Below are 19,472 nucleotides of genomic sequence, written 5' to 3'. Positions count from 1 at the left end.
GTTCCGGCTGACCCGCCCCGCCGTGGCCGTGCTCGCGACGGCGGCCGTCGGGGTGGGGACGGTGGTGGTCATCATGGTCGCCGTCAACCGTGGTTCCGGGGACGGCCGGAAGGCGTCCGCCGGTCCGTCCGAGGCCGCGCTGTCCGCGGCCGACTGCCCGGTGCACGCGACCAACCCGCCGCCGGCCCCGCCCCTGCACAAGGGCGACGCGGCCAAGTTCGTCACCGACCTCACGCTGCCCGACTGCACGCGTGTCGGCGCCGGCGAGAACACGACCAAGGTGTGGCGGTTCAAGAACGCCGGAAAGGTGACGTGGGCGGGGTATTCGCTGCGCCGCCTCGACGTCCCGCAGCGGGCCGACCAGTGCCAGACCATTTCCGAGGTGCCGATCGACGACACGCCGCCCGGCAAGATGGTCGACATCCGCACCGCGATCACCACGCCGAAGAAACCGGGCCTGTGCTACGTGCGGTTCAAGATGGTCGACGCCGCGGGAAACGTCGCCTTCCCCGGAAGCCGGCCGGTCAACTTCCAGATCATCGTCGAGAAACGGTAGTTCCCCGCCGTGCGTGGCACGGCGGGGAACCATGGCCGGAAGGCCGGGGGATCAGGAGAGCGCGATCCCGTTGTAGTAGGCCTTCAGGATCGTGGAGTATTTCTGGCCCGCGTTGGCCTTGTCGCGCGAGCCGTACTGCGACATCCAGTCACCGGTGACCCATCCGCCGCACGCCGTCGTCGTGGAGCAGTAGTGGGCCTGGAGGATCTTCCCGCTGCGGGTCATCCGGGTGCCCCACGTCGCGTCCACGGCGGAGCTCGTCGACGCGACCGCGGAACCGGGCTTGTACACCTGGCTCGAGGTGTTGTCGTAGACGTCGAAGCACCGGCCGTCGGACGTCTTGCGCGTCGAGTGCAGCGCCCAGTACCAGCCGTAGCTCTTGACGGCCATCGCGCCGGCCTTCAGCGACTCCTTCGGCCAGCTCGTCACCCACTCGTTGGGCAGGACGTTCTTGACGTAGGTCTTGAACGTCACCCGGTCCACCCGGTTGAGGGACACCCGGTACACCAGGATGGTCGACGGCAGCTTGCTGTTCGTGCCGTCGGTCTTGCACCCGGTGGGCGGGTTGGAGCTCAGGAACTTGTGCGAGGCGTTCTGGTTCTTCAGGCTGGAGTTCAGGTTGCCCTTGGCCCCGGCCTTGAAGTCCTGGTACTTCCCGCCGTAGTTGCTGTTGAAGTAGACCCGCACCGTCTTGCTGCTGCGGTTCCAGACCGAGGCGGCCTCGTTCTTGATGCACTTGCCCTTGCCGGCCCCCGCGCCCTTGTAGTCGTAGCACGAGGGCTGCTTGGTGCCGTAGTCGGCGACCGAGCCCGTGAAGTCGGAGATCGACCCCTTGTTCCCGCTGTTGTAGTAGTAGCAGAACTCGCCGCTGTCGCAGACGCCGTTACGGCCTGCCGCCGACGCCGGCGCCGACGCGGCGACGAGGGCCGCCCCGCCGATCGTCATCGCGGCGGTCGCCGCGACGGCCCGCGAGATCACCCGCACAGTTCGTGTAGACACGGTCGCCTGCCCCTACTTGATGTTGTAGCCCTGGGAGTGCCAGAACGAGGTCGGGTTCGGGTTGTCCAGGGTCGGGTCGCCGACGCTCTTGGCCGCGTGCGTCTGCTTTCCGGGACGCATCTCGACGTGGGTGTGCGCGCTCGAGCTGGACGACACGCCGTGCCACGACTCGTCCGCGATGACCTGGCCGCGGCTGATGGACTGGCCGACCTTCAGCGACCGCGGCGCGGAGTGCAGGTAGATCACCGTCTTGTTCGCCGCGGCGTTGTAGACGGAGATCGTGGACAGGCCCGAGCTGCCGGTGTGCCCCTTCGCGACGTAGGTGATCTTGCCGCTCACCAGGGCGTGCACGTCCGAGCCGACGCCGCGGGCGATGTCGATGCCCTCGTGCCGTCCGGGGGTGCTGGTGTAGCCGTCGAAGCCGCAGGTGATCCGGCCGCCGCCGGCCTTGTACAGCCCGGTCGTCATGTTCGTGCGCGAGGACGGCGAGAACTGGTGCGAGGCGTTCTGGTTCTTCAGGCTGGAGTTCAGGTTGCCCTTCGCCCCGGCCTTGAAGTCCTGGTACTTGCCGCCGTAGTTGCTGTTGAAGTAGACGCGCACGGTCTTGCTGCTGCGGTTCCAGACCGAGGCGGCGTCGTTCTTGATGCACTTGCCCTTGCCGGCTCCCGCGCCCTTGTAGTCGTAGCAGGACGGCTGCTTGGTGCCGTAGTCGGCGACGGAACCGGTGAAGTCGGAGATCGACCCCTTGTTCCCGCTGTTGTAGTAGTAGCAGAACTCGCCGCTGTCGCAGACGCCGTTGCGGGCCGCGGCGGAGGCGGGCGAGGCGATGGCCGCCGCCGCCCCGCCGAGCGCCACTGCGGCGGTCGTCGCAGTGAGGATCTTGTTGAGCGTTCGCATGCTTTTCTCCCTGTGAATTCGCGGAACCTGGTTCACGGACAAGTCAGCGGCGCTGGTACTCCTCCCAGGTACGGATGGTCACCTTCGGGCCGTCGTCCGGGCCGTGGTTGGCGAGCCCGTTGAGGCCGAGGTAGTAGTCGCCGGTCTGGTGCTGGGCCGCGCTGGAGAGGTCGGTGTCGCTGATGGCGGCGGCGTGGATGTGCCAGGGCCAGTCGCCCTGGTTCGGGTTGCGGACCCACGCCGCGAACCCGACCTGGCGCAGCGCGCGGGCGACCGACGTGCGGGTGGCGGCGTTCATCCCCTTGACCGAGACGTCCACGACGCCGCCGCCGTCGTGGGTCCCCGCCGATGTGGGGTCGCCGCCGGGGTTGTACGAGCCCTGGTCCAGGGCGAGGTCGCGGTTGAGCAGCTTCTCCGCCGCGGCCAGCATGTCCCGCGTGCGGGTGTTGATGGTGACGCCGCGGCTCGACACCCGCTCACCCGGGCCGATCACGTGCGCGACCTTGAAGCGGCCGGACCCGAGCTTGGCGAGCGACGTCTTGCCCGGCAGGCCGCTGGCGTCGAGGCCCGTGTAGCCGAGCGACTTCTGGTACTTGGCGTAGGCGGCGATCGTCGTGGTGCCGAAGTAGCCGTCCACCCACTTCGCGTCGAGCAGCTTCTTGTCGCGCAGCGCCTTCTCGACGAGGAGCACGCTCGCCTTGGCGCCGGGTGTGAGGGTGTCGTCGGCCCGCCGCGGGTCGATCTGGGCGGCCTTGACCGTGGCCTCCATGTTCACGTTCGGCAGGGCGGCGGTGCCGGCCGCCTGCGCCGCCGGCGTCTTGGACGCGCCGGCCAGGGACGCGAGCAGGGCGGTCGCCATGAGAGCGGCGGCACATGAGGACAACTTCATCGTTTCTCCTGGTTGCAGGCTTCGGGAGCGAAGTTCACCGGCGGAGTCCACGGTCACGGACCGCTCAGTTGTCCACAAGAAGATCGGTGTTGTCAGCTTGTCCGCCGGGCCGTTCGTACAGCCGTACGCGCCGTCTGACAGCCGGCTGACGGCGTCCGGGGGCCCCGACCAAAGTCGGTGACGGCGCCGACCGCGGTCGGCGCGACCGCCTTCGCGCGGCCGATGCGGGCGGGGCGGCGCGGCCGCGACGCTCGTCGTGCCGGCCCCCGCCGAAGGAGAGAACATGATGATCGGATCCCTGCCCGCGACGGACTTCCCCGTCGGCTACGCCATCTCGGTCGCCCTTCTGGCGATCCCCACCGGCTTCGCGCTGGCGCCGCTGCACGGCCCCCGCCTCGGCAGGCTGAGCTTCCGGCTCGGCCTGGCGATCAACGAGCTTCCGTTCGCCGGGCTCGCCTGGCTCCTCGCGTGCACCCTCCTCGCGGCCGCCCAGGGCGATCTCGCGTCACCCGCCGCGTGGGCGGCGTGCGGGGCCGCCGTCCTCACCGCGGCCGGTCTCGTGGTCATCGCCCGGCGCGGCCTGCGGGCGGGCCCGGCGGTGGCGGAGGCGCTCGCCGGCCGCGCTCCCGCGCCGTGCCCCGATCTTCCTCTCGCCCGCATCCTGTTCAGGCCGTTCTTCGTACGGCGCCGGGACGTCGAACGGGTGTCTGACATCGCCTACGGCCCCGCGGGCAAGCGGAACCGGCTGGCGAGCCAGGGGTGGGTCTGCGTCAGCGCCAACTACCGGCTCCGGCCGGAGGCGGGCTTCCCCGAGCACCTGATCGACGCCAAGAAGGTCATCGCCTGGGTGCGCGAGCACGGGCACGAGTACGGCGCCGACCCCTCGACGCTGTTCGTCTCAGGCAGTTCCGCGGGCGGCCACCTGGCGTCGATGGCGGCCCTGACACCGTCCGACCCCGCGTTCCAGCCCGGTTTCGAGGACGCCGACACCTCCGTCACCGGCGCGATCTCCCTGTACGGGTACCACGGCGGTATCGGCGGCGACACGGCCGCGTCCCCCGTGTCCTACGTCCGGCCCGACGCGCCGCCGATCTTCGTCCTGCACGCCGGGGCGGACACCCTCGTGCACGCCGGCGGGACCCGCTACTTCGTCGACCGGCTGCGGAGCGTCTCGGCGAACCCGGTCTGCTGCGCCGAACTGCCGGGGGCCCAGCACTCGTTCGACCTGTTCCACTCGCTCCGCTTCGAGGCGGTCGTCAACGGCATCGAGCCCTTCACCGCCCAGGTCCGGCATACCGGGCACTGAGCTTTCTGCTACAAGTGTAGTCACACGGCGTGCGCGGACGGGCGCGCGTATGCAGGGAGACGGAGGGGACGGGGAACCCGTGAGCGCCGAAGGCAGTACCAAGGCCGTCATCACCGCGCTGGGCGCGAACCTGGGGATCGCGGTCACCAAGTTCGTGGCGTTCGCCCTGACGGGCTCGTCCTCGATGCTGGCGGAGGCCATCCACTCGGTGGCCGACTCCAGCAACCAGGCGCTGCTGCTGATCGGCGGCAAGCGCGCCGAGCGGCGCGCGACCGAGGAGCACCCCTTCGGGTACGGGCGCGAGCGCTACATCTACGCCTTCCTCGTCGCGATCGTCCTGTTCAGCCTGGGCGGCCTGTTCGCGCTGTACGAGGCGTACCACAAGATCCGCGACCCGCACCCGATCGACGAGTGGCAGTGGGTGCCGATCGCGGTCCTGCTGGTCGCGATCGCCCTGGAGGGGACGGCGCTGCGCACCGCGGCCAGGGAGGCCGACCGGGTCCGGAAGGGGGCGAGCTGGGTGCAGTTCGTCCGCCGGTCCAAGTCGCCGGAGCTGCCGGTGATCCTGCTGGAGGACACCGGGGCGCTGGTGGGCCTGGTGTTCGCGCTTGCCGGCGTCGGCCTGACCCTGATCACCGGCGACGGCGTCTGGGACGGCATCGGCACCGCGGCGATCGGCGTGCTGCTCGCGGCCATCGCGATCGTGCTGGCCACCGAGGTCAAGAGCCTGCTCATCGGGGAGTCCGCGAACGCCGAGCACGTGCGCCTCATCCGGCGGGCGATCACCGAGGGCCACGACGTGCCCTCGGTCATCCACATGCGCACCATGCACCTCGGGCCGGACGAGCTGCTCGTCGCCGCGAAGATCGCGATCGACCTGCAGGACGACGCGCGGGAGGTCGCCGACGCGATCAACGACGCCGAGGCCCGCATCCGGGCGGCGGTGCCGATCGCGCGGCTGGTCTACCTTGAGCCCGACGTCCTGCGGAAGGGCCGGTGAGGCCGTTGCCGCGCAGGCCACTGGGGCAGCTGGAGGCCGAGGTCCTGGCGGCCCTCGCCGGGGCGGGCGGCTCGGCCAGCACGGCCGAGCTGGTGGACCGGCTGGACGGCGCACCGGCTTACACGACGGTGAACACGATCCTGCACCGGCTGCACGAGAAGCGGCTCGTCTCCCGCGCCCGGGTGGGCCGGCACTACCGGTACCGGCTCGCCGTCGACGAGTCCGAGCTGGTGGCCGACCGCATGCGCGACCACCTGCGGCATGCCAGCGACCCGGGAACCGTGCTGAACCGGTTCGCGCGCTCGCTCAGCGTCGAGGAGGCGCGCAAGCTGCGCGAGTTCCTCGACCGCCTGGGGGCCGGCGGGTGAACTGGTTCACCTTCCTTCCGCTCGCCATCATGCTGACGCTGAGCGTCGCGCTCGCGCGGATGCCGCCCCGGCTCCATCCGTCCTGGTCGGCGCGGCTGCTGGCGACGACCGGGGCGATGACCGCGGTCGCCGCGTTCGGCACCGGGTTCTTCGTGGCGGTGAACTACGCGGCGACGCTGGCGCCGTCCGCCGCGGCGCACGTCCCCGAGTGGGCGCTGTTCGGGGACGACCGGCCGGTCCCGGACGCGGTGGGGATCGCGGCGGCCGTCCTGCCGGCCGCCGGCCTGGTGGCCGCGGGCAGGACCGCCGCCCGCCGGGCCGCCGGGCTCCGCGCCGCGCGGGCCGGCGCCCGGGAGCCGCTCGACACCGGCGTCCCGATCGCCGTCGCGGTCCCCGGCCGGAACGGCGGCGTCCTGGTCTCCCGGGGCCTGCTGCGGGAGCTGACGCCAGCGGAGCTGCGCGTCGTCTTCCAGCACGAGGCGTCCCACCTCAGGCACCGGCACCACCGCTACCTCGCCGCCGGCGACCTGGCCGCGGCCGCCCTGCCGCCGCTGCGCCCCCTGGCCGCCCGGCTGCGGCTGGCCACGGAGCGCTGGGCGGACGAGGACGCCGCGGAGGCGACCGGCGACCGCGCCGTCGTCGCCCGGACGCTCGCCAAGGTGGCGCTCGCGCAGCCGCGGGCCACCGGCCCGGTGAACGCGTTCGCCGAGTCCGGGGTCGTCGAGCGGGTCGAGGCGCTGCTGGGCACGCCCCCGGCCAAGAACGCGGTCGCCGGCCCGCTGCTGTTCACGGGCAACGGCGTGGTCAGCGTCTCGCTGACCGCCGCGACCCTCCAGCTGGACCACGTCGTCCTGTCGGTCCTGCTGTCGCTGCCCGCGTTCTGGTGACCGGACGCGCCCCGCGTCAGAGCTCGAACTCGGCCGGGTCGAGCCCGACCGCGAAGCACGCCTCGCGGACGACGGCCTTCTCGTCGTCGTCGAACGTCCCGTCAGCGCCGCCGATCACGATGCCGATCTGGATGACGGCGCGCGCCTCGGCGGGCTTCTTCTTCGCCTTGCCGATGTCCTGCAGGACCGACACCTTCCCGAACGCGAAGTCGGCGGTCAGCTTGGACACGTAGTCGTTGAACCGGCGCTGCAGGTCGTCGGCCTGGAAGTTCTGCAGCACCTCGTTGGAGGCGATCAGGGACGCCGTCCGCTGCCGCTCGGACGGGTCCACGCTGCCGTCGGCGGCCGCGACCAGCGCGCACATCGCCATGCTCGCGTCCCGGAACGCTCCGCTCTTCAGTTCGTTCTTCTTACTGAGCAACTGCGTCTGCATGGTCTGGCTCGACTCGCGCAGCTTGTCCCAGAAAGGCATCGCACACTCCCCATCGTCGGCCGTCCCTCACGACCCTACCCCTACTGCTACAAACGTAGTAGCAACCGGCGGTCAGCCGGTGCGGGGGGCCAGGGTCAGCCCGATGATCGTGGTGATCAGGTCGGTGAACGACCAGCCCGCCGTGGCGGCCGCCTGCGGGAACATGCTGATCTCGGTGAGGCCGGGCAGCGCGTTGACCTCCAGGCAGTAGGGGGCGCCCGTCCCGTCGCAGCGGAGGTCGACCCGGGAGTAGCAGCGGTGGTCCAGGCCGATCGCGCGGTGCGCGCGGAGCGCCAGCGACCGCAGGACCGCGGCGTCGCCGGCCGGGATCGGGGCCGGGCACTTGCGGCTGTGCAGCGCGGGCAGCCGCTTGGCGCCGTACGCGAACAGGGCGGTGGGCGGCGTGACCTCCATGATCGGTAACGCCCGGTCCCCGACGATGCCGACGGTGAACTCCCGGCCCGGCAGATAGCGTTCGACCAGCAGGTCGCCGGGGCCGACGGCCAGCAGCGCGTGCAGCTCGTCCACGGTCCGGACGAGTTCGACGTGCAGGCTGCCGCCGCCGCGGACCGGCTTGGCCACGGCGGGCCCCTGCCGCAGCAGGTCGGCGGCCGCGCGCAGCTCGGCGCGGCCCCGCGGGCCGGAGAGCGCCGCGGAGACGGCGACCGCCGGCGCGATGGGGACGCCGGCGGCGTGCAGGAGCCGCCGGGCCACCAGCTTGTCCAGCGCATGCGACGCGGCGGCCGCCCCCGGGCCGGTGTAGCGGACCTCCATCAGGTCCAGCAGCGCCTGGATGTGCCCGTCGCCTCCCCACCCGCCCGTCAGGGCGACGAAGACCACGTCCGCCTGGCGCAGTCCCCCGGCGACCTCCGCGCTCGTCATCACCTCGAAGCAGCGCCCGCGTCCGGGCGCCGGAGGGATCTCGGACGGCTCCAGCGCGAGCTCCACCCGGGGCAGATCGGCCTTGGTGCGGACCTGCGTCACCCCGCCGAGCGGGTCGACGAGGCTGACCCGGTCGCCGCGCGCCAGCAGGGTCTCGGCGACGGCCGCCCCCGAGGCCAGCGACAGGTCGCGCTCGTCGCTGTCGCCTCCGTGCAGCACGGCGACCCGCATCGGCGGCCTCGCGCCTTCTCCGTTCTCGACGCGCGTCATGGCCGGGAGGAGGTCACGCGCGGGAGGGAGCGGCTCGTCCGGCCGGTGCGCCGTTCCGCCACGGCGACGGCCGGCGGGACGAGCAGCCCCGTCCCGGCGAAGATCCCGCCGAGCACGAACCAGCCGGGCCGGCCCCACTGGATGCACAGCGCCGTCACCATCGCCGGGCCGAAGAAGTCGGCGGCGCCGAGCCCCATGCCGAAAAGGCCCTGGTACTGCCCGATCGCGTGCGGCGGCGCCAGCGCGTACGACAGCTCGAAGCCGCCGGCGGCATGCCACAGCTCGCCCACCGTGTGGACGACGACGGCGGCGAGGATCGTCGCGGCGGCGGCCCATCCCGGCATGCCGGCCGACAGGACGATGACGGCGCACGAGACCAGGAACGTGAACCCGGCACGGCGGATGGCCCGCCCGGCCGCCGGCGGTGTGCCGGCGTTCCTGGTGACCCGGGTCTGGAGCGTGCCGACCATGGCGGTGTTGACCAGCATCGTCGCGCTGATCAGCCAGTTGGGCGCGTCGGTGCGGGTGACGATCCAGAGCGGCAGCGTGATCGTGAGCACCTTGAACTGGACGGCGAGCACCCCGTCCAGGACGGTCAGCACCGCGTACGGGCCGTCCTTGAGCGCGACCCACCGGGACCCCTCGTCCGAGGGGATCGGCCGGGTCGCGGGGAGGAGCGCGGTGAGCGCCGCCGCGCAGGCGGACGACGCGGCCGTGCCGAGGATGAGCGCCAGATAGGCCGAGCGGGTACCGGTCTGCACCGCCCAGCCGGCCGGGACCGTTCCGAGGGCGATGCCGATGTTGCTCACCGAGCGCAGGTAGCCGCGGAACTCATGCGGACGGTCCCGGCCGTGGTCGGCGACCAGCGGCCCGCGTGCGGCCAGGCCCGCCGTGTGGGTGAACGCGGTCGCGCACGCGGCGGCCAGGAACGTCCAGAACCCCCTGGCCAGCGCGAGCGCGGCGATCGCCGCGCTGCCGCACAGCAGGGCCGCCGTGAAGACCCCGCGGGCGCCGCACCGGTCGGCCAGGTGCCCGACGGGCGGACCCGCCGCCAGCGCCAGCAGCCCGGCGGCGCTGAGCCCGACGCCGACCTGGCCGACGGGCAGGCCGACCGACTGGGTGAAGTACAGGACGCCCGCCGTGACATAGGCGCCGCGGCCCGTGGCGTGGACGAACACGATCAGTGCGAGGTTCCGCTGCGCCCGGCCGGGCGGGAGCCAGAACGTCACCGGGCCGTCCAGGCCGCCGCTCCCTGGACGTGCAGGGTCACCGCGTCGCGGACTCGCGCCTCCAGGAGGTCGATGTCGGCGTCGAGGGGCGCGTCGAAGAGCGCGGTCACCGCCCGGTGGCCGGAGTCGGCGATCGGGCGGAGCGCCGCGCCCCGGTCCTTCTGCATCATCACCTCGTGCAGCGCGGGCGGGTCGTGGGGGAGGAGCGGGCGCGGCGGCGGCCAGATTCCGGTGTCGCAGAGCCACCTCGGGCAGGTGCCGGACGGCCAGTCCACGGTGACGTCCTGGAGCACTCCGGGCGCGTGGTCGAAATAGACCTGGCGCGCCCGCCGCCGAGGTTCGGGAAACGCGACGCCATCGGCGCCGAGGGCCGCGTCGATGAGCGGCGACTCGAACGCCCGGCCGGTCGCGATGTGGAACAGCGCCATGCAGCCGTCGCCGGGCGGGCGGGCGGCGATCTCCATCAGCACGGGCTCGCCCGCCTCGTCCAGCCGGTACTCGGCATGCGCCCAGCCGGTCTCGAACCGCAGGTGCCGGACGACCTCGCCCGCCGTCCGCAGCAGCCGCCCGATCTCCGCCTCCTCGGCGTTGACCGGCGGGATCGTATGGATCAGCTCCGCGAAGAACGGTGTGATCTGCTCGTTCGTGCCTTTCTGTGTCACCGCCGAAAAAACCGGGCGGCCTTTGGCGGTGATGATGTCGACGTTGTACTCGCGGCCGTTCACGCGTGGTTCGATGAGCAACTTGTCGCCGGGGCCGAGCCGGGCGAGATGGCGGCCGAGCGCGGCCGCGTCGTCGAACTGCCGCACGCCAATGCTGGACGACAGATGCAAAGGCTTGACGACCACCGGCAATGCTCGGGCGGCCCACTCCACGGCCTCGGCGGCGGACTCCGATGTCGCCAGCCGGGATTCGGGACTCCACCCGCGGAGATAAAGGCGCTGCAGCAGTTTGTCCCGGCAAACGCGCGCCGCCCGCATCCCCGGGCCGGGGAGCCCCAGGCCGTCCGCCACGATGGCGGCGGCCTCGGCGAACACCGCGCTCGCCCCGAAGATCCCCGCGATGCTGTAGTGCTCCGACCAGCGTCGTACCTGGTCAACGATGCCGGCCAGGTCGCCGCCGTCCAGATGCGCCGTCTCGTCGATGACGGAGAACGGATGCCCCGGCACATCGAGGAACGCCCTGGACGCCTCGTCGAGATCCGATCTGGGCGGGCCGACGACCATGAGGATCGCGAGGCCGCGCGCGTGCAGGTCCGAGAGGAACGACCCCACCTTGGGCGGATCGCCCATCAGCACGAAGGCCCGTCGCCCGTGCGCACTCCGCGCCATACCGCGCCGTCCTCCGAGTCTCCCCCGGCCGGTCCCCCAAGATCACATCGCGCTTTCCCATGCTAGGGCGGCGATCCTTATGATGCGACCCACGGCTTGGAATTCGACAACCGAAAAGGCCGCTGTTCCAGTGCGTTAATTCGCCTTCTTCGACAAAGGCCGCGGTCGGCCCTGCTCGGCCGCGCGGACGATGCCGCGGCACATCCCGCCGAAGACCCGGTCGTGGAACGGGCGGAAGGCCCACCAGTACGCGTGACCGGCCAGACCGCGCGGGTGGAACAGCGCCCGCTGCGTGAAGGAACCGTCCTGGCGCATGCCCAGCTCCAGCCAGGCCAGTCCGGGCAGGCGCATCTCGGCGCGCAGCCGCAGGAGCCGTCCGGGCTCGATCTCCTCCACCCGCCAGAAGTCCACGGTCTCCCCGACCCGGAGCCGGCGCGGATCCCGGCGCCCGCGGCGCAGCCCGACGCCGCCCACCAGCCGGTCCAGGACGCCCCGCGCCCGCCAGGCGATCGGGAAGGAGTACCAGCCGCGCTCCCCGCCGATCCCCTCGATCACTTCCCAGAGGCGCTCGGGCGGCGCGTCCGTCCGGCAGGCCCGCTCGTCGGTGTAGAGGCTGCCGCCCGCCCAGTCCGGATCGGTCGGCAGCGGGTCGCTCGGTGCGCCGGGCGTGCTGGCCGACGACCACCGCGTGGCGACATCGGCCTCGCGGACCCGCCGCAGCGCCAGCGCCACCGAAAGGTCGAACCCGGTCGCGCCCCCGGGGGGCGGCGGGACGAACTCGGCGATGTCGTTCTCGGCGCACACCACCTCGTTGCGCAGCGACTCCACCAGCGGCCGTGCGAGGCCCCCGGGCACCGGCGTGATGCCGCCCACCCACAGGCTCGACAACCACGGGCTCAGCACCGGGACGGGAACGATGATCCGCCGCCGCAGCCCCGCCACGGCGGCGTAGCGGCGCATCATGTCGCCGTAGCTGAGGACGTCCGGGCCGCCGATGTCGAACCCGCGGCTCACCTCCGCGGGCAGCTCGGCGGCGCCCACCAGGTAGTGCAGGACGTCCCGGATCGCGATCGGCTGGATGAGCGTGTGCACCCACCGCGGCGTGACCATCACCGGCAGGCGCTCGGTGAGGTACCGCAGCATCTCGAACGACGCCGACCCCGAGCCGATGATCACCGCGGCGCGCAGCCACGCCGTCGGCACCCCGCTGCCGAGCATGATCCCGCCCACCTCGGCGCGGGACCGCAGATGCGGCGACAGCTCCTCGTCGGGGTCCATGCCGCCGAGGTAGACCAGCCGCCCGGCCCCCGTCTCGCGGGCCGCGCCGGCGAACGTGCGGGCCGCCCGGCGGTCGGCGTCGGCGAAGCCGCCCTTACCGCCGATCGCGTGGATCAGGTAGTAGGCGACGTCGACGCCCTCCAGGGCCCGCCGCGTCGAGGCGGGATCGGTGGCGTCCGCCTCCACCACCTCGACCCGTCCCGCCCACGGGTGATCGCGCAGCCGCTGGGCCGAGCGGGCCATGCACCGCACCCGGTAGCCCGCGTCCAGCAGCGCGGGCACCAGCCGGCCCCCGATGTAGCCGCTGGCACCCGTCACCAGGCACAGGCGCATGCTCCCCCCTTGATCGCCCGCCACTTACCCGGCGTCCGACCCCACATGCGCGCCTTGTTCGGATTTTGCCCACGCGACCGGCCGGCACCCCGCTTCCGGTCGCGCATGGTCGTCCGGAGCTCCTGGTCAGGCTTGAAGCGGTTTCCGCCGGGAATCGGGATCGGGTGACTCTGGAGGCAGCGCTGAGCGAGTACTACATCCCGCTCGGCACGGTCAAGGCACGCACCACCCGCGGGCTGCGGCGGATGCGGGATCTGCTGTGACCCCTCCCCGTCCACCGCCCGGCCCGGCGCCGGTGGATCACCCGCGTCCCCGGCTTGCGGTGTCCAGCTGCCTGCTGGGCGCGCCGGTCCGCTACAACGGCGGCCACAGCCGCGACCGGTTCCTCACCGGGCCCCTCGCCGCCCACGTCGACTGGGTCTCCGTCTGCCCGGAGATCGAGATCGGCCTCGGCGCACCCCGTCCCACCCTGCGCCTGCTCAGCGACGGGCGGATCGTCACCAGGGACGAGACCTCGGACCACACCGGCGCGATGACCAAGCTCGCGGAGGACCGGCTTCCCGACCTCGCCGACATCGACGGCTATGTGTTCAAGTCACGCTCGCCGAGTTGCGGGCTGCAGAACCTGCCGCGCTACGCGTCCGGCCGGCCCGGCGAACGCACCGACGGGCAGCCGGTCGACCGCGGCGGCCGAGGCGTGTTCGCCGCCCTCGTCACCGACGCGCTCCCGGAACTTCCCGTCGAAGAGGAGGGACGGCTCCGCGACCCCGTCCTCCGCGAGCACTTCGTCGAGCGCATCTTCGCTCACGCGCGCCTGCGTGAACTCTTCACCGGTGACTGGAACCCCCGCGACCTGGTCGCCTTCCACAGCCGCCACAAGCTGCAGATCCTCGCCCACGACCCGTCGTCGTACCGGGACATGGGCCGCATCGTCGCCCAGGCGGGCCGCCGGCCGCGCCAGGGCCTGGAGGCCGAGTACCGCCGCGCTTTCAGCGAAGCCTTCGCCGTCCGGCCCAAGCGCGGACGCCACGCCAACGCGCTCCTGCACGTCTTCAGCCCGCTGAGCGCCAACCTCGACCCGACCCGCCGCCACGACATCGTGGCCGCGATCGAGTCCTACCAGCACGGCGAAACGCCTCTCAGCGTTCCGATCGCCCTGCTGCGCCACCACGCCGAAGGCGAACACGTCGACTACCTGGCCCAGCAGACCTACCTGGACCCGTACCCCGCCGACCTCCTCCTCCGCCACCACATCTGACGCTGCGCGATGTGGAGTCAGCGGCCGTCTCGCGGTTCCCCCGCCGCCTCGTTGCCGCCGGGTACGGCAGTGTGATGCGGAAGGCCGTGCGTACGCCGCCGCTCCTTCATCTCGGCCTCGTAGACGTGCCGCCGCCCTTCCACGAGCCGGCCGCGGACCTCCTCCTCAAGCCGGCGGAACGCCCGGTAGTAGCCGTCGTCGTACTCCTCGACGAGCTGGAACGTCCAGCGCCCCGTCAGGACGTTGCGGCCGACCAACTCCTGAGACACCCTGTCCGCCAGTTCGTCCTGGCCCGCCGCGCGCAGGAACGCCACGGCCTCGTCCAGCTGCCCGTCCGCCCGGCCGGTCAACTGGTGGAAGGAGTAAAGGTGCCCTCGTGCGCACTCGGTCGTCTCCAGCGCCTCCGTCATCCGTCCGGCCGCGGTGACCGCCTCGTCCCCGGTGCCCTGCGGCCTGCGGTGACGCGGTGCGGGCCGATCATCCTCGATCATGCCCGACCTTTACCACGCGATGGAGCCGACGAACCGCGCGAGCGTTCAGGCGCGGTAGGTCTCCAGGAGGCGGAGCCAGATCTCGCTGATCGTGGGGTAGGCGGGGACGGCGTGCCACAGGCGGGCGATGGGGACTTCGGCGGTGACGGCGATGGTGGCCGAGTGGAGCAGTTCGGAGACGCCCGCGCCGACGAAGGTGACGCCGAGGAGCGTCTCGCGGTCCAGGTCGACGACCGCGCGGGCGTGGCCCTGGTAGTTGTCGGCGTGCAGCGAGGCGCCGGCCACGTCGCCGATGTCGTAGTCGACCGCCCGCACCCGGTATCCCTTGCGGGTCGCCTCGTCCAGGGTGAGGCCGACGGCGGCGACCTCGGGGTCGGTGAAGACGACCTGCGGCACCGCGCGCTCGTCGGCGGTCGCCACGCTGCGTCCCCAGTCGGCGGTGTCGAGCGGGCGGCCGGCGGCGCGGTCGGCGATCACCTCGCCGAAGATCCGTCCCTGGTATTTGCCCTGGTGGGTGAGCAGTGCGCGGCCGTTGACGTCCCCGGCCGCGTACAGCCATCCGCCGGGGACGCCGGTGGCGAGCCCGGTGGAATCGACCTCGATCGGACGGCCCGGGGCCAGGTCGACGGTCTCCAGGCCGAGGTCGGCGGTGGCCGGGGAACGGCCGGTGGCGAACAGCACCTCGTCCGCGGTCACGGTGCCGCCGCCGTCCAACGTGAGCGTCACCGTTCCCTCGCGGCGGACCTCGGTGACGGACGTGTCGAAGCGCACGTCGATCCCTGCCGCGCGCAGGCTCTCGGCCACAGCTTCTCCAGCGAACGGCTCCGTCCGCGGCAGCAGCTGTGATCCGCGTACGAGCAGCACCACTTCGCTGCCGAGCGCGCGCCAGGCGGTGGCCATCTCGCATGCCACGACGCCACCGCCGATGACGGCGAGGCGCGGCGGCACCTGCGACGAGGAGGTCGCCTCCCGGCTGGTCCAGGGGCGGGCGCCGGCCAGGCCCGGCAGGTCGGGCAGGGCCGCGCCGGTGCCGGTGCACACCGCGACGGCGTGGCGGGCGGTCAGCACCCGGCGCCCGCCGTCCGGGGTCTCCACCGCGACGCGTTTGGCCCCGTCCAGCCGTCCGTGGCCGCGCACCAGGACGAGCTCGGCGCCTTCCAGCCAGCCGACCTGGCCGTCGTCCTTCCAGTGCGAGGCGAAGTCGTCGCGGCGTGCGAGGACGGCCGATGCGTCCAGCGTCCCGGTGCCCACACCGGGCGCGCGCCGCGCGTCAGCCAGCGCGGCGGCCGGGCGCAGCAGCGCCTTGCTGGGCATGCACGCCCAGTACGAGCATTCACCGCCGACCAGTTCGCTCTCCACGATCGCCACGCTCAGCCCGCCGGCGTGCGCCCGGTCCGCGAGGTTCTCACCCGTCGGCCCGGCCCCCACGACCACGACATCGAACTCGTCCATCACGCCTGCCTCCGATCAGCGGTGCCGTCCCACGTGCATCCTTCCGGAAAACCGCGCAGACTTCCGGACGTGGCCGAGCGCATGAGTGGTGAGATCGAGGGGCTCTACGAGGTGTTCGGGCAGGTTCCCCGGCCGCTGAAAGTGGAAGGGTGCGCGCACTGCGTGGCCCCCGACGAGGACCGGCCGCTGCTCGAAGGGCCAGTGCGGGGCCTCAGCGTGGACGTGCTCCGGCGGTACGCGACGGAGGCGCTCATCCTGTGGGGCGGCGTGCCGGAGTTCCGCTACTTCCTCCCTCGGCTGCTCGAACTCGCCGCGGAGAACGAGTTCAACTGGCCCGATCCGGAGATCGTGTTCGGCAAGCTCGGCCGCGGCCGGTGGACGGAGTGGTCCGATCCCGAGCGCGCCGCCGTCAGGGCCTTCCTGACCCGGTGGTGGGAGACCAAGGTCGACGACGAAGACGCCTGGCCCGACATCGGGGCGGTGCTGTGCAGCCTGGGGCTCACCGGCATCGATCTGGTGCCGTTCCTCGACCGGTGGGGACGGCTCGGCTCGAGCGGCGCGATCCGCAATCTGCACGAGTTCGTCACAACGGGGGTGACCTGGCGGACGGCCGGGCCCAAGCTGGGAAACCCTTTCTGGGAAAAGGAGACCGCAAGCTACCGCGACGTCATCGCCTGGCTGACGGACGGACGCGCTCTCACCGCAGTAGAGCAGGCATTTCTCGCCGAGACCCAAGAAGAAATGCTCACCCTGCTGGACGAGACCCACTCGGCGCTCACCAGGTAGACGCCGGGTTCGATCCCGGGCGGGATGTTCGCGCAGGACGAGTGATGGCGGTCCGTGTCGCGTCCTGTCGCTCAGGGTGGTCTCAGGAGGTGGCGGCCTCGGCTGGTCAGGCGGTGCATGATGTGGGCGCCGTCCCGTTCGCTGTGGACGAGGCCCGCGTCGCGCAGGACCTTCAGGTGGCCGCTCACCGTGGACGCGGGCATGCCCAGGCGGACGGCGACGGACCCAGTCGTGAACGTGACGGTCAGGGCGCTGAGCACCCTAGCCCGGCCGGTGCCGAGCAGGGCGGCGAGGACGTCCGCGTGCCGGGTCCCGGGGGCCGGCGGCTCGCTGCGGACCGGGTAGACCACGACCGGCGGCAGGCTGGGGTCGGCGATGGCGATCGGCGTGGTGTGGCAGAAGAAGGACGGGATCAGCCGGACGCCGCGTCCCTTCAGGTGCAGGTCGGCGTCCACCGGGTACGGCGCGGTGAGCACCGGGTCCCGCCAGGCGAACGGCGCCAAGGTCTCCAGCATCGCCCCCATGCCGCCCTCCAGCGTCTCCATCCGCCTCTCCCAGTCGGTGGCGACGGTGGCCTCGACCTCGCTCCAGTCCGGTGCGATCAGCCGGGTGTGGAAGTGCAGGACGGCGTCCGCGACCTGGTCGAGGAGGGCGCGGTCGCCCGAGGCGAGCCGCCGGGTCCAGCCGGGGAGCGTCCGGTACCGGGCGGCCTCGCGCAGTTCGCGGGCCAGCCGGGTGCCGGGTGTGGCGCGCAGCGTATGCAGGGCGGCCGCCATGCCCTCCTCCGACTCGGCGGGGGTCAGGAAGTCGGGGAAGTAGGCGGCGTCGGCGGGCGCCAGGTCGCGGAGCAGCCGGGACGCCGCGCGCAGGTCGGCGTCCCGCAGCCGCCGCACCGCCCGGCGCCGCCACGGGTGCAGCCGCCGGGGCAGCCGGGCCAGGGACGTGGTGAGGACGTGGAGCCCGAGGAACGCCTCCCATACCGGATCGGCCGATCTCGCGAGCTGCACGTGCCGGAAATCGCGGTCGCTGAAGTGGATGCGCAGGACGCCGCCCATCGTCCGAAGTTAAACCGCGGCGGTCACGAGGGGATTTCGACTGGGCCCGAACACCTCCGCGGCCTTCCGGTCGCCGGGCGCTTACGATCCGCTGCGTGCTGAATCGTCTCCCGCGCTCCCACGCGAAACCGCGGCCGGTGCGGCGAATTCCCCCCAGGAGGCCAGGGTGAGCCAGTCGAACATCTCCCGTCGGCATGTGCTGAGAACGGCGGGCGGCGTGACCGCCGCGGTCGCGCTTGGCGGCGCGGGCGTCATCGGGTCCGCCACCGCCGCGCAAGCGGCCGATGACGGGTTCGGCCTGCGGATCGTCGATCGCAACGAGAGCGACGCGCGCATGAAGTACTACCGGTTCGCGACCGACGCGATCGGATGGGATCCGGGAGTCAACGTCCTGCTGCCCAGCGACTATTCGAGCGGGCGGCGCTATCCCGTCCTGTACCTGTTCCACGGCGGCGGCACCGACCAGGACTTCATCACTTTCGACCGATGGGGCATCCGCGCTATCAGCGCTGGCAAGCCCATCATCATCGTCATGCCGGACGGCGGGCATGCCGGCTGGTACAGCAACCCCGTCTCCTCCAACGCCGGCCCCCGCAACTGGGAGACGTTCCACATCGCCCAGCTCCTGCCCTGGGTCGACGCGAACTTCCGCACCTACGCCGAATACGACGGACGCGCGGTCTCCGGGTTCTCCATGGGCGGCTTCGGCGCGCTGAAGTACGCGGCGAAGTACTACGGCCATTTCGCGTCTGTCAGCGCCCATTCCGGGCCTGCGAGCCTGCGCCGCGACGGGGGCCTCGTCGTGCACTGGGCGAACGTCAGCGCCGCGGCCATCGAACTCGCGGGCGGCACCGTGTACGGGGCGCCGCTGTGGGACGAGGCCAGGGTCAGCGCCGACAACCCCGTGGAGCGCATCCCCAGCTACCGGAACAAGCGGATCTTCCTGGTCGCCGGGACGAGCCCTGACCCGGTGAACTGGGCCGACTACGTCCAGGAGACGCAGGTGCTCGCCGGCCAGCGGGAGTTCCGCGCCCGCCTCGGCGACGCCGGGATCCCGCACGAATGGCATGAGGAGCCTGGCGGCCACGTCCTGCGCGAGGGCTTGTTCCGCCGCGACCTCGACGGCATCATCGACCGGCTCCGGAAGGCGTGACCGATGCGCAGGAAACTCGTCTCGACCGCCGTCGCCACCGCCGCCGTCCTCGCCGGCCTGGCCGGACCCGCCGCCGCTCCTGGACGGGCCCGGGCGAAGGTGAACAGGCCGTCGTAGAAGGGTGAGCGGCTTGGTCTTCGCCCAGTCGATCTTGTACTGGGCGAGCAGCCCCGAAGTTGCCGCTGCAGCGGACGACCTCGGCGCCGCCGCCGGTGAGCTCGTCCAGCGTCGCGGCAGCCTGGGCGATGAGGGACGGTTCGCGCAGGATCACCGCGGACACCGACGGGCCGAGCGGATCTGCGAGGTGCCCGCCGCGGCGGCGGCGAACAGCAGCCACAGGTCCTTGTGCCAGGGCTCGTCGGCCGCGTAGACCGCGTGGAACCCGAGCCGGTCGGCGAGTTCGATCGAGGCCAGCGACTCCGAGAGCGGGTAGCCGCGGGGAGCATGGCGTAGGTCAACTACTCGGCCCTGAGGACCGGGGTTGCCGGTTCGGTCCTTGTGGGCGTTGTTTACGCTCCCGACTGCCCGCTACGGGTGGGCGGTCACGGGTCGCATCCACCGGCCCCCGTGCTAGGCGGGG

20 protein-coding genes are annotated in these 19,472 nt (G+C 72.3%); 9 read left to right on the top strand and 11 right to left on the bottom strand.

What is annotated here, in order from left to right:
* Positions 1-556, top strand: a 556-nt coding sequence (locus tag E1293_RS29680; RefSeq protein ID WP_207939168.1) for an NBR1-Ig-like domain-containing protein, incomplete at its 5' end; no start/stop codon positions are given.
* A 51-nt stretch (positions 557-607) separates the two neighbouring features.
* On the opposite strand, the gene E1293_RS47785 is transcribed toward E1293_RS29680, so the two are convergent.
* Genes E1293_RS47785 through E1293_RS29665 form a run of 3 tightly spaced genes read right to left on the bottom strand, consistent with a single transcriptional unit; the run spans position 608 to position 3,341 of the window.
* A complete protein-coding gene (locus E1293_RS47785) occupies positions 608-1,555 on the bottom strand; it encodes a SpoIID/LytB domain-containing protein (protein WP_165978448.1) in 948 nt (315 codons plus the stop codon).
* A 12-nt stretch (positions 1,556-1,567) separates the two neighbouring features.
* Positions 1,568-2,452: a peptidase inhibitor family I36 protein gene (locus tag E1293_RS29670; RefSeq protein ID WP_132200787.1), complete on the bottom strand. Its 885-nt coding sequence runs from the start codon at positions 2,450-2,452 to the stop codon at positions 1,568-1,570.
* Positions 2,453-2,495: 43 nt separating this feature from the next.
* Positions 2,496-3,341 (bottom strand): peptidoglycan-binding domain-containing protein, encoded by an 846-nt coding sequence (locus tag E1293_RS29665; RefSeq protein ID WP_132200786.1) that lies wholly within the window; start codon positions 3,339-3,341, stop codon positions 2,496-2,498.
* 283 nt (positions 3,342-3,624) lie between these two features.
* On the opposite strand from E1293_RS29665, the gene E1293_RS29660 reads away from it, so the two are divergent.
* The 4 genes from E1293_RS29660 to E1293_RS29645 all read left to right on the top strand — a co-directional run bounded on the left by E1293_RS29660 (position 3,625) and on the right by E1293_RS29645 (position 6,902).
* Positions 3,625-4,647 carry an alpha/beta hydrolase gene (locus tag E1293_RS29660; RefSeq protein WP_243716740.1) on the top strand — a complete coding sequence of 341 codons (1,023 nt, stop codon included), beginning with the start codon at positions 3,625-3,627 and terminating at the stop codon, positions 4,645-4,647.
* Between the two features lie 79 nt (positions 4,648-4,726).
* Complete coding sequence (locus E1293_RS29655) at positions 4,727-5,647, top strand: cation diffusion facilitator family transporter (protein ID WP_132200785.1); 921 nt, start codon at positions 4,727-4,729, stop codon at positions 5,645-5,647.
* Entirely contained in the window at positions 5,644-6,015 is a 372-nt protein-coding gene (locus tag E1293_RS29650; RefSeq protein ID WP_341770219.1) for a BlaI/MecI/CopY family transcriptional regulator, read from the top strand. The genes E1293_RS29655 and E1293_RS29650 overlap by 4 nt, the downstream gene beginning before the upstream one ends.
* Positions 6,012-6,902, top strand: coding sequence for a M56 family metallopeptidase (locus E1293_RS29645; protein ID WP_132200784.1), 891 nt, complete (start codon positions 6,012-6,014; stop codon positions 6,900-6,902). The genes E1293_RS29650 and E1293_RS29645 overlap by 4 nt, the downstream gene beginning before the upstream one ends.
* Positions 6,903-6,918: 16 nt before the next feature.
* On the opposite strand, the gene E1293_RS29640 is transcribed toward E1293_RS29645, so the two are convergent.
* From E1293_RS29640 to E1293_RS29620, 5 genes are all read right to left on the bottom strand, one after another.
* Complete coding sequence (locus E1293_RS29640) at positions 6,919-7,374, bottom strand: tellurite resistance TerB family protein (protein ID WP_132200783.1); 456 nt, start codon at positions 7,372-7,374, stop codon at positions 6,919-6,921.
* A 72-nt stretch (positions 7,375-7,446) separates the two neighbouring features.
* Positions 7,447-8,526 (bottom strand): D-alanine--D-alanine ligase family protein, encoded by a 1,080-nt coding sequence (locus tag E1293_RS29635; RefSeq protein WP_132200782.1) that lies wholly within the window; start codon positions 8,524-8,526, stop codon positions 7,447-7,449.
* Positions 8,523-9,755: an MFS transporter gene (locus E1293_RS29630; protein WP_132200781.1), complete on the bottom strand. Its 1,233-nt coding sequence runs from the start codon at positions 9,753-9,755 to the stop codon at positions 8,523-8,525. The genes E1293_RS29635 and E1293_RS29630 overlap by 4 nt, the downstream gene beginning before the upstream one ends.
* Positions 9,752-11,086, bottom strand: a complete 1,335-nt coding sequence (locus E1293_RS29625) for an ATP-grasp domain-containing protein (RefSeq protein WP_132200780.1) — start codon at positions 11,084-11,086, stop codon at positions 9,752-9,754. Before E1293_RS29625 ends, E1293_RS29630 begins: the two co-directional genes overlap by 4 nt.
* A gap of 135 nt (positions 11,087-11,221) precedes the next feature.
* A complete protein-coding gene (locus E1293_RS29620) occupies positions 11,222-12,697 on the bottom strand; it encodes an SDR family oxidoreductase (RefSeq protein WP_132200779.1) in 1,476 nt (491 codons plus the stop codon).
* Positions 12,698-12,956: 259 nt separating this feature from the next.
* Here E1293_RS29620 and E1293_RS29615 point away from each other — a divergent pair, with 259 nt between their 5' ends.
* On the top strand, positions 12,957-13,955 hold the full coding sequence (locus tag E1293_RS29615) for a YbgA family protein (RefSeq protein WP_424923693.1): 999 nt from the start codon (positions 12,957-12,959) through the stop codon (positions 13,953-13,955).
* Between the two features lie 17 nt (positions 13,956-13,972).
* On the opposite strand, the gene E1293_RS29610 is transcribed toward E1293_RS29615, so the two are convergent.
* Positions 13,973-14,446, bottom strand: coding sequence for a hypothetical protein (locus E1293_RS29610; protein WP_132200777.1), 474 nt, complete (start codon positions 14,444-14,446; stop codon positions 13,973-13,975).
* A 45-nt stretch (positions 14,447-14,491) separates the two neighbouring features.
* A complete protein-coding gene (locus tag E1293_RS29605) occupies positions 14,492-15,898 on the bottom strand; it encodes a dihydrolipoyl dehydrogenase family protein (RefSeq protein ID WP_243716738.1) in 1,407 nt (468 codons plus the stop codon).
* Between the two features lie 69 nt (positions 15,899-15,967).
* Here E1293_RS29605 and E1293_RS29600 point away from each other — a divergent pair, with 69 nt between their 5' ends.
* Positions 15,968-16,684: a hypothetical protein gene (locus E1293_RS29600; protein ID WP_132200776.1), complete on the top strand. Its 717-nt coding sequence runs from the start codon at positions 15,968-15,970 to the stop codon at positions 16,682-16,684.
* Between the two features lie 71 nt (positions 16,685-16,755).
* Here the strand turns inward: E1293_RS29600 and E1293_RS29595 are convergent, their stop codons facing one another.
* Positions 16,756-17,739 carry an ArsR/SmtB family transcription factor gene (locus E1293_RS29595; protein WP_132200775.1) on the bottom strand — a complete coding sequence of 328 codons (984 nt, stop codon included), beginning with the start codon at positions 17,737-17,739 and terminating at the stop codon, positions 16,756-16,758.
* A gap of 166 nt (positions 17,740-17,905) precedes the next feature.
* Between E1293_RS29595 and E1293_RS29590 the strand changes: the two genes are divergently transcribed.
* Together E1293_RS29590 and E1293_RS49685 are read left to right on the top strand one after the other, a co-directional pair.
* Complete coding sequence (locus E1293_RS29590; RefSeq protein ID WP_132200774.1) at positions 17,906-18,892, top strand: alpha/beta hydrolase-fold protein; 987 nt, start codon at positions 17,906-17,908, stop codon at positions 18,890-18,892.
* Positions 18,893-19,013: 121 nt separating this feature from the next.
* Complete coding sequence (locus E1293_RS49685; RefSeq protein WP_243716736.1) at positions 19,014-19,262, top strand: hypothetical protein; 249 nt, start codon at positions 19,014-19,016, stop codon at positions 19,260-19,262.
* Positions 19,263-19,472: the final 210 nt, after the last annotated feature.

The organism is Actinomadura darangshiensis (genome assembly GCF_004349235.1).
Classification (GTDB): domain Bacteria; phylum Actinomycetota; class Actinomycetes; order Streptosporangiales; family Streptosporangiaceae; genus Spirillospora; species Spirillospora darangshiensis.
This window is presented reverse-complemented; position numbering and strand designations above follow the sequence as displayed.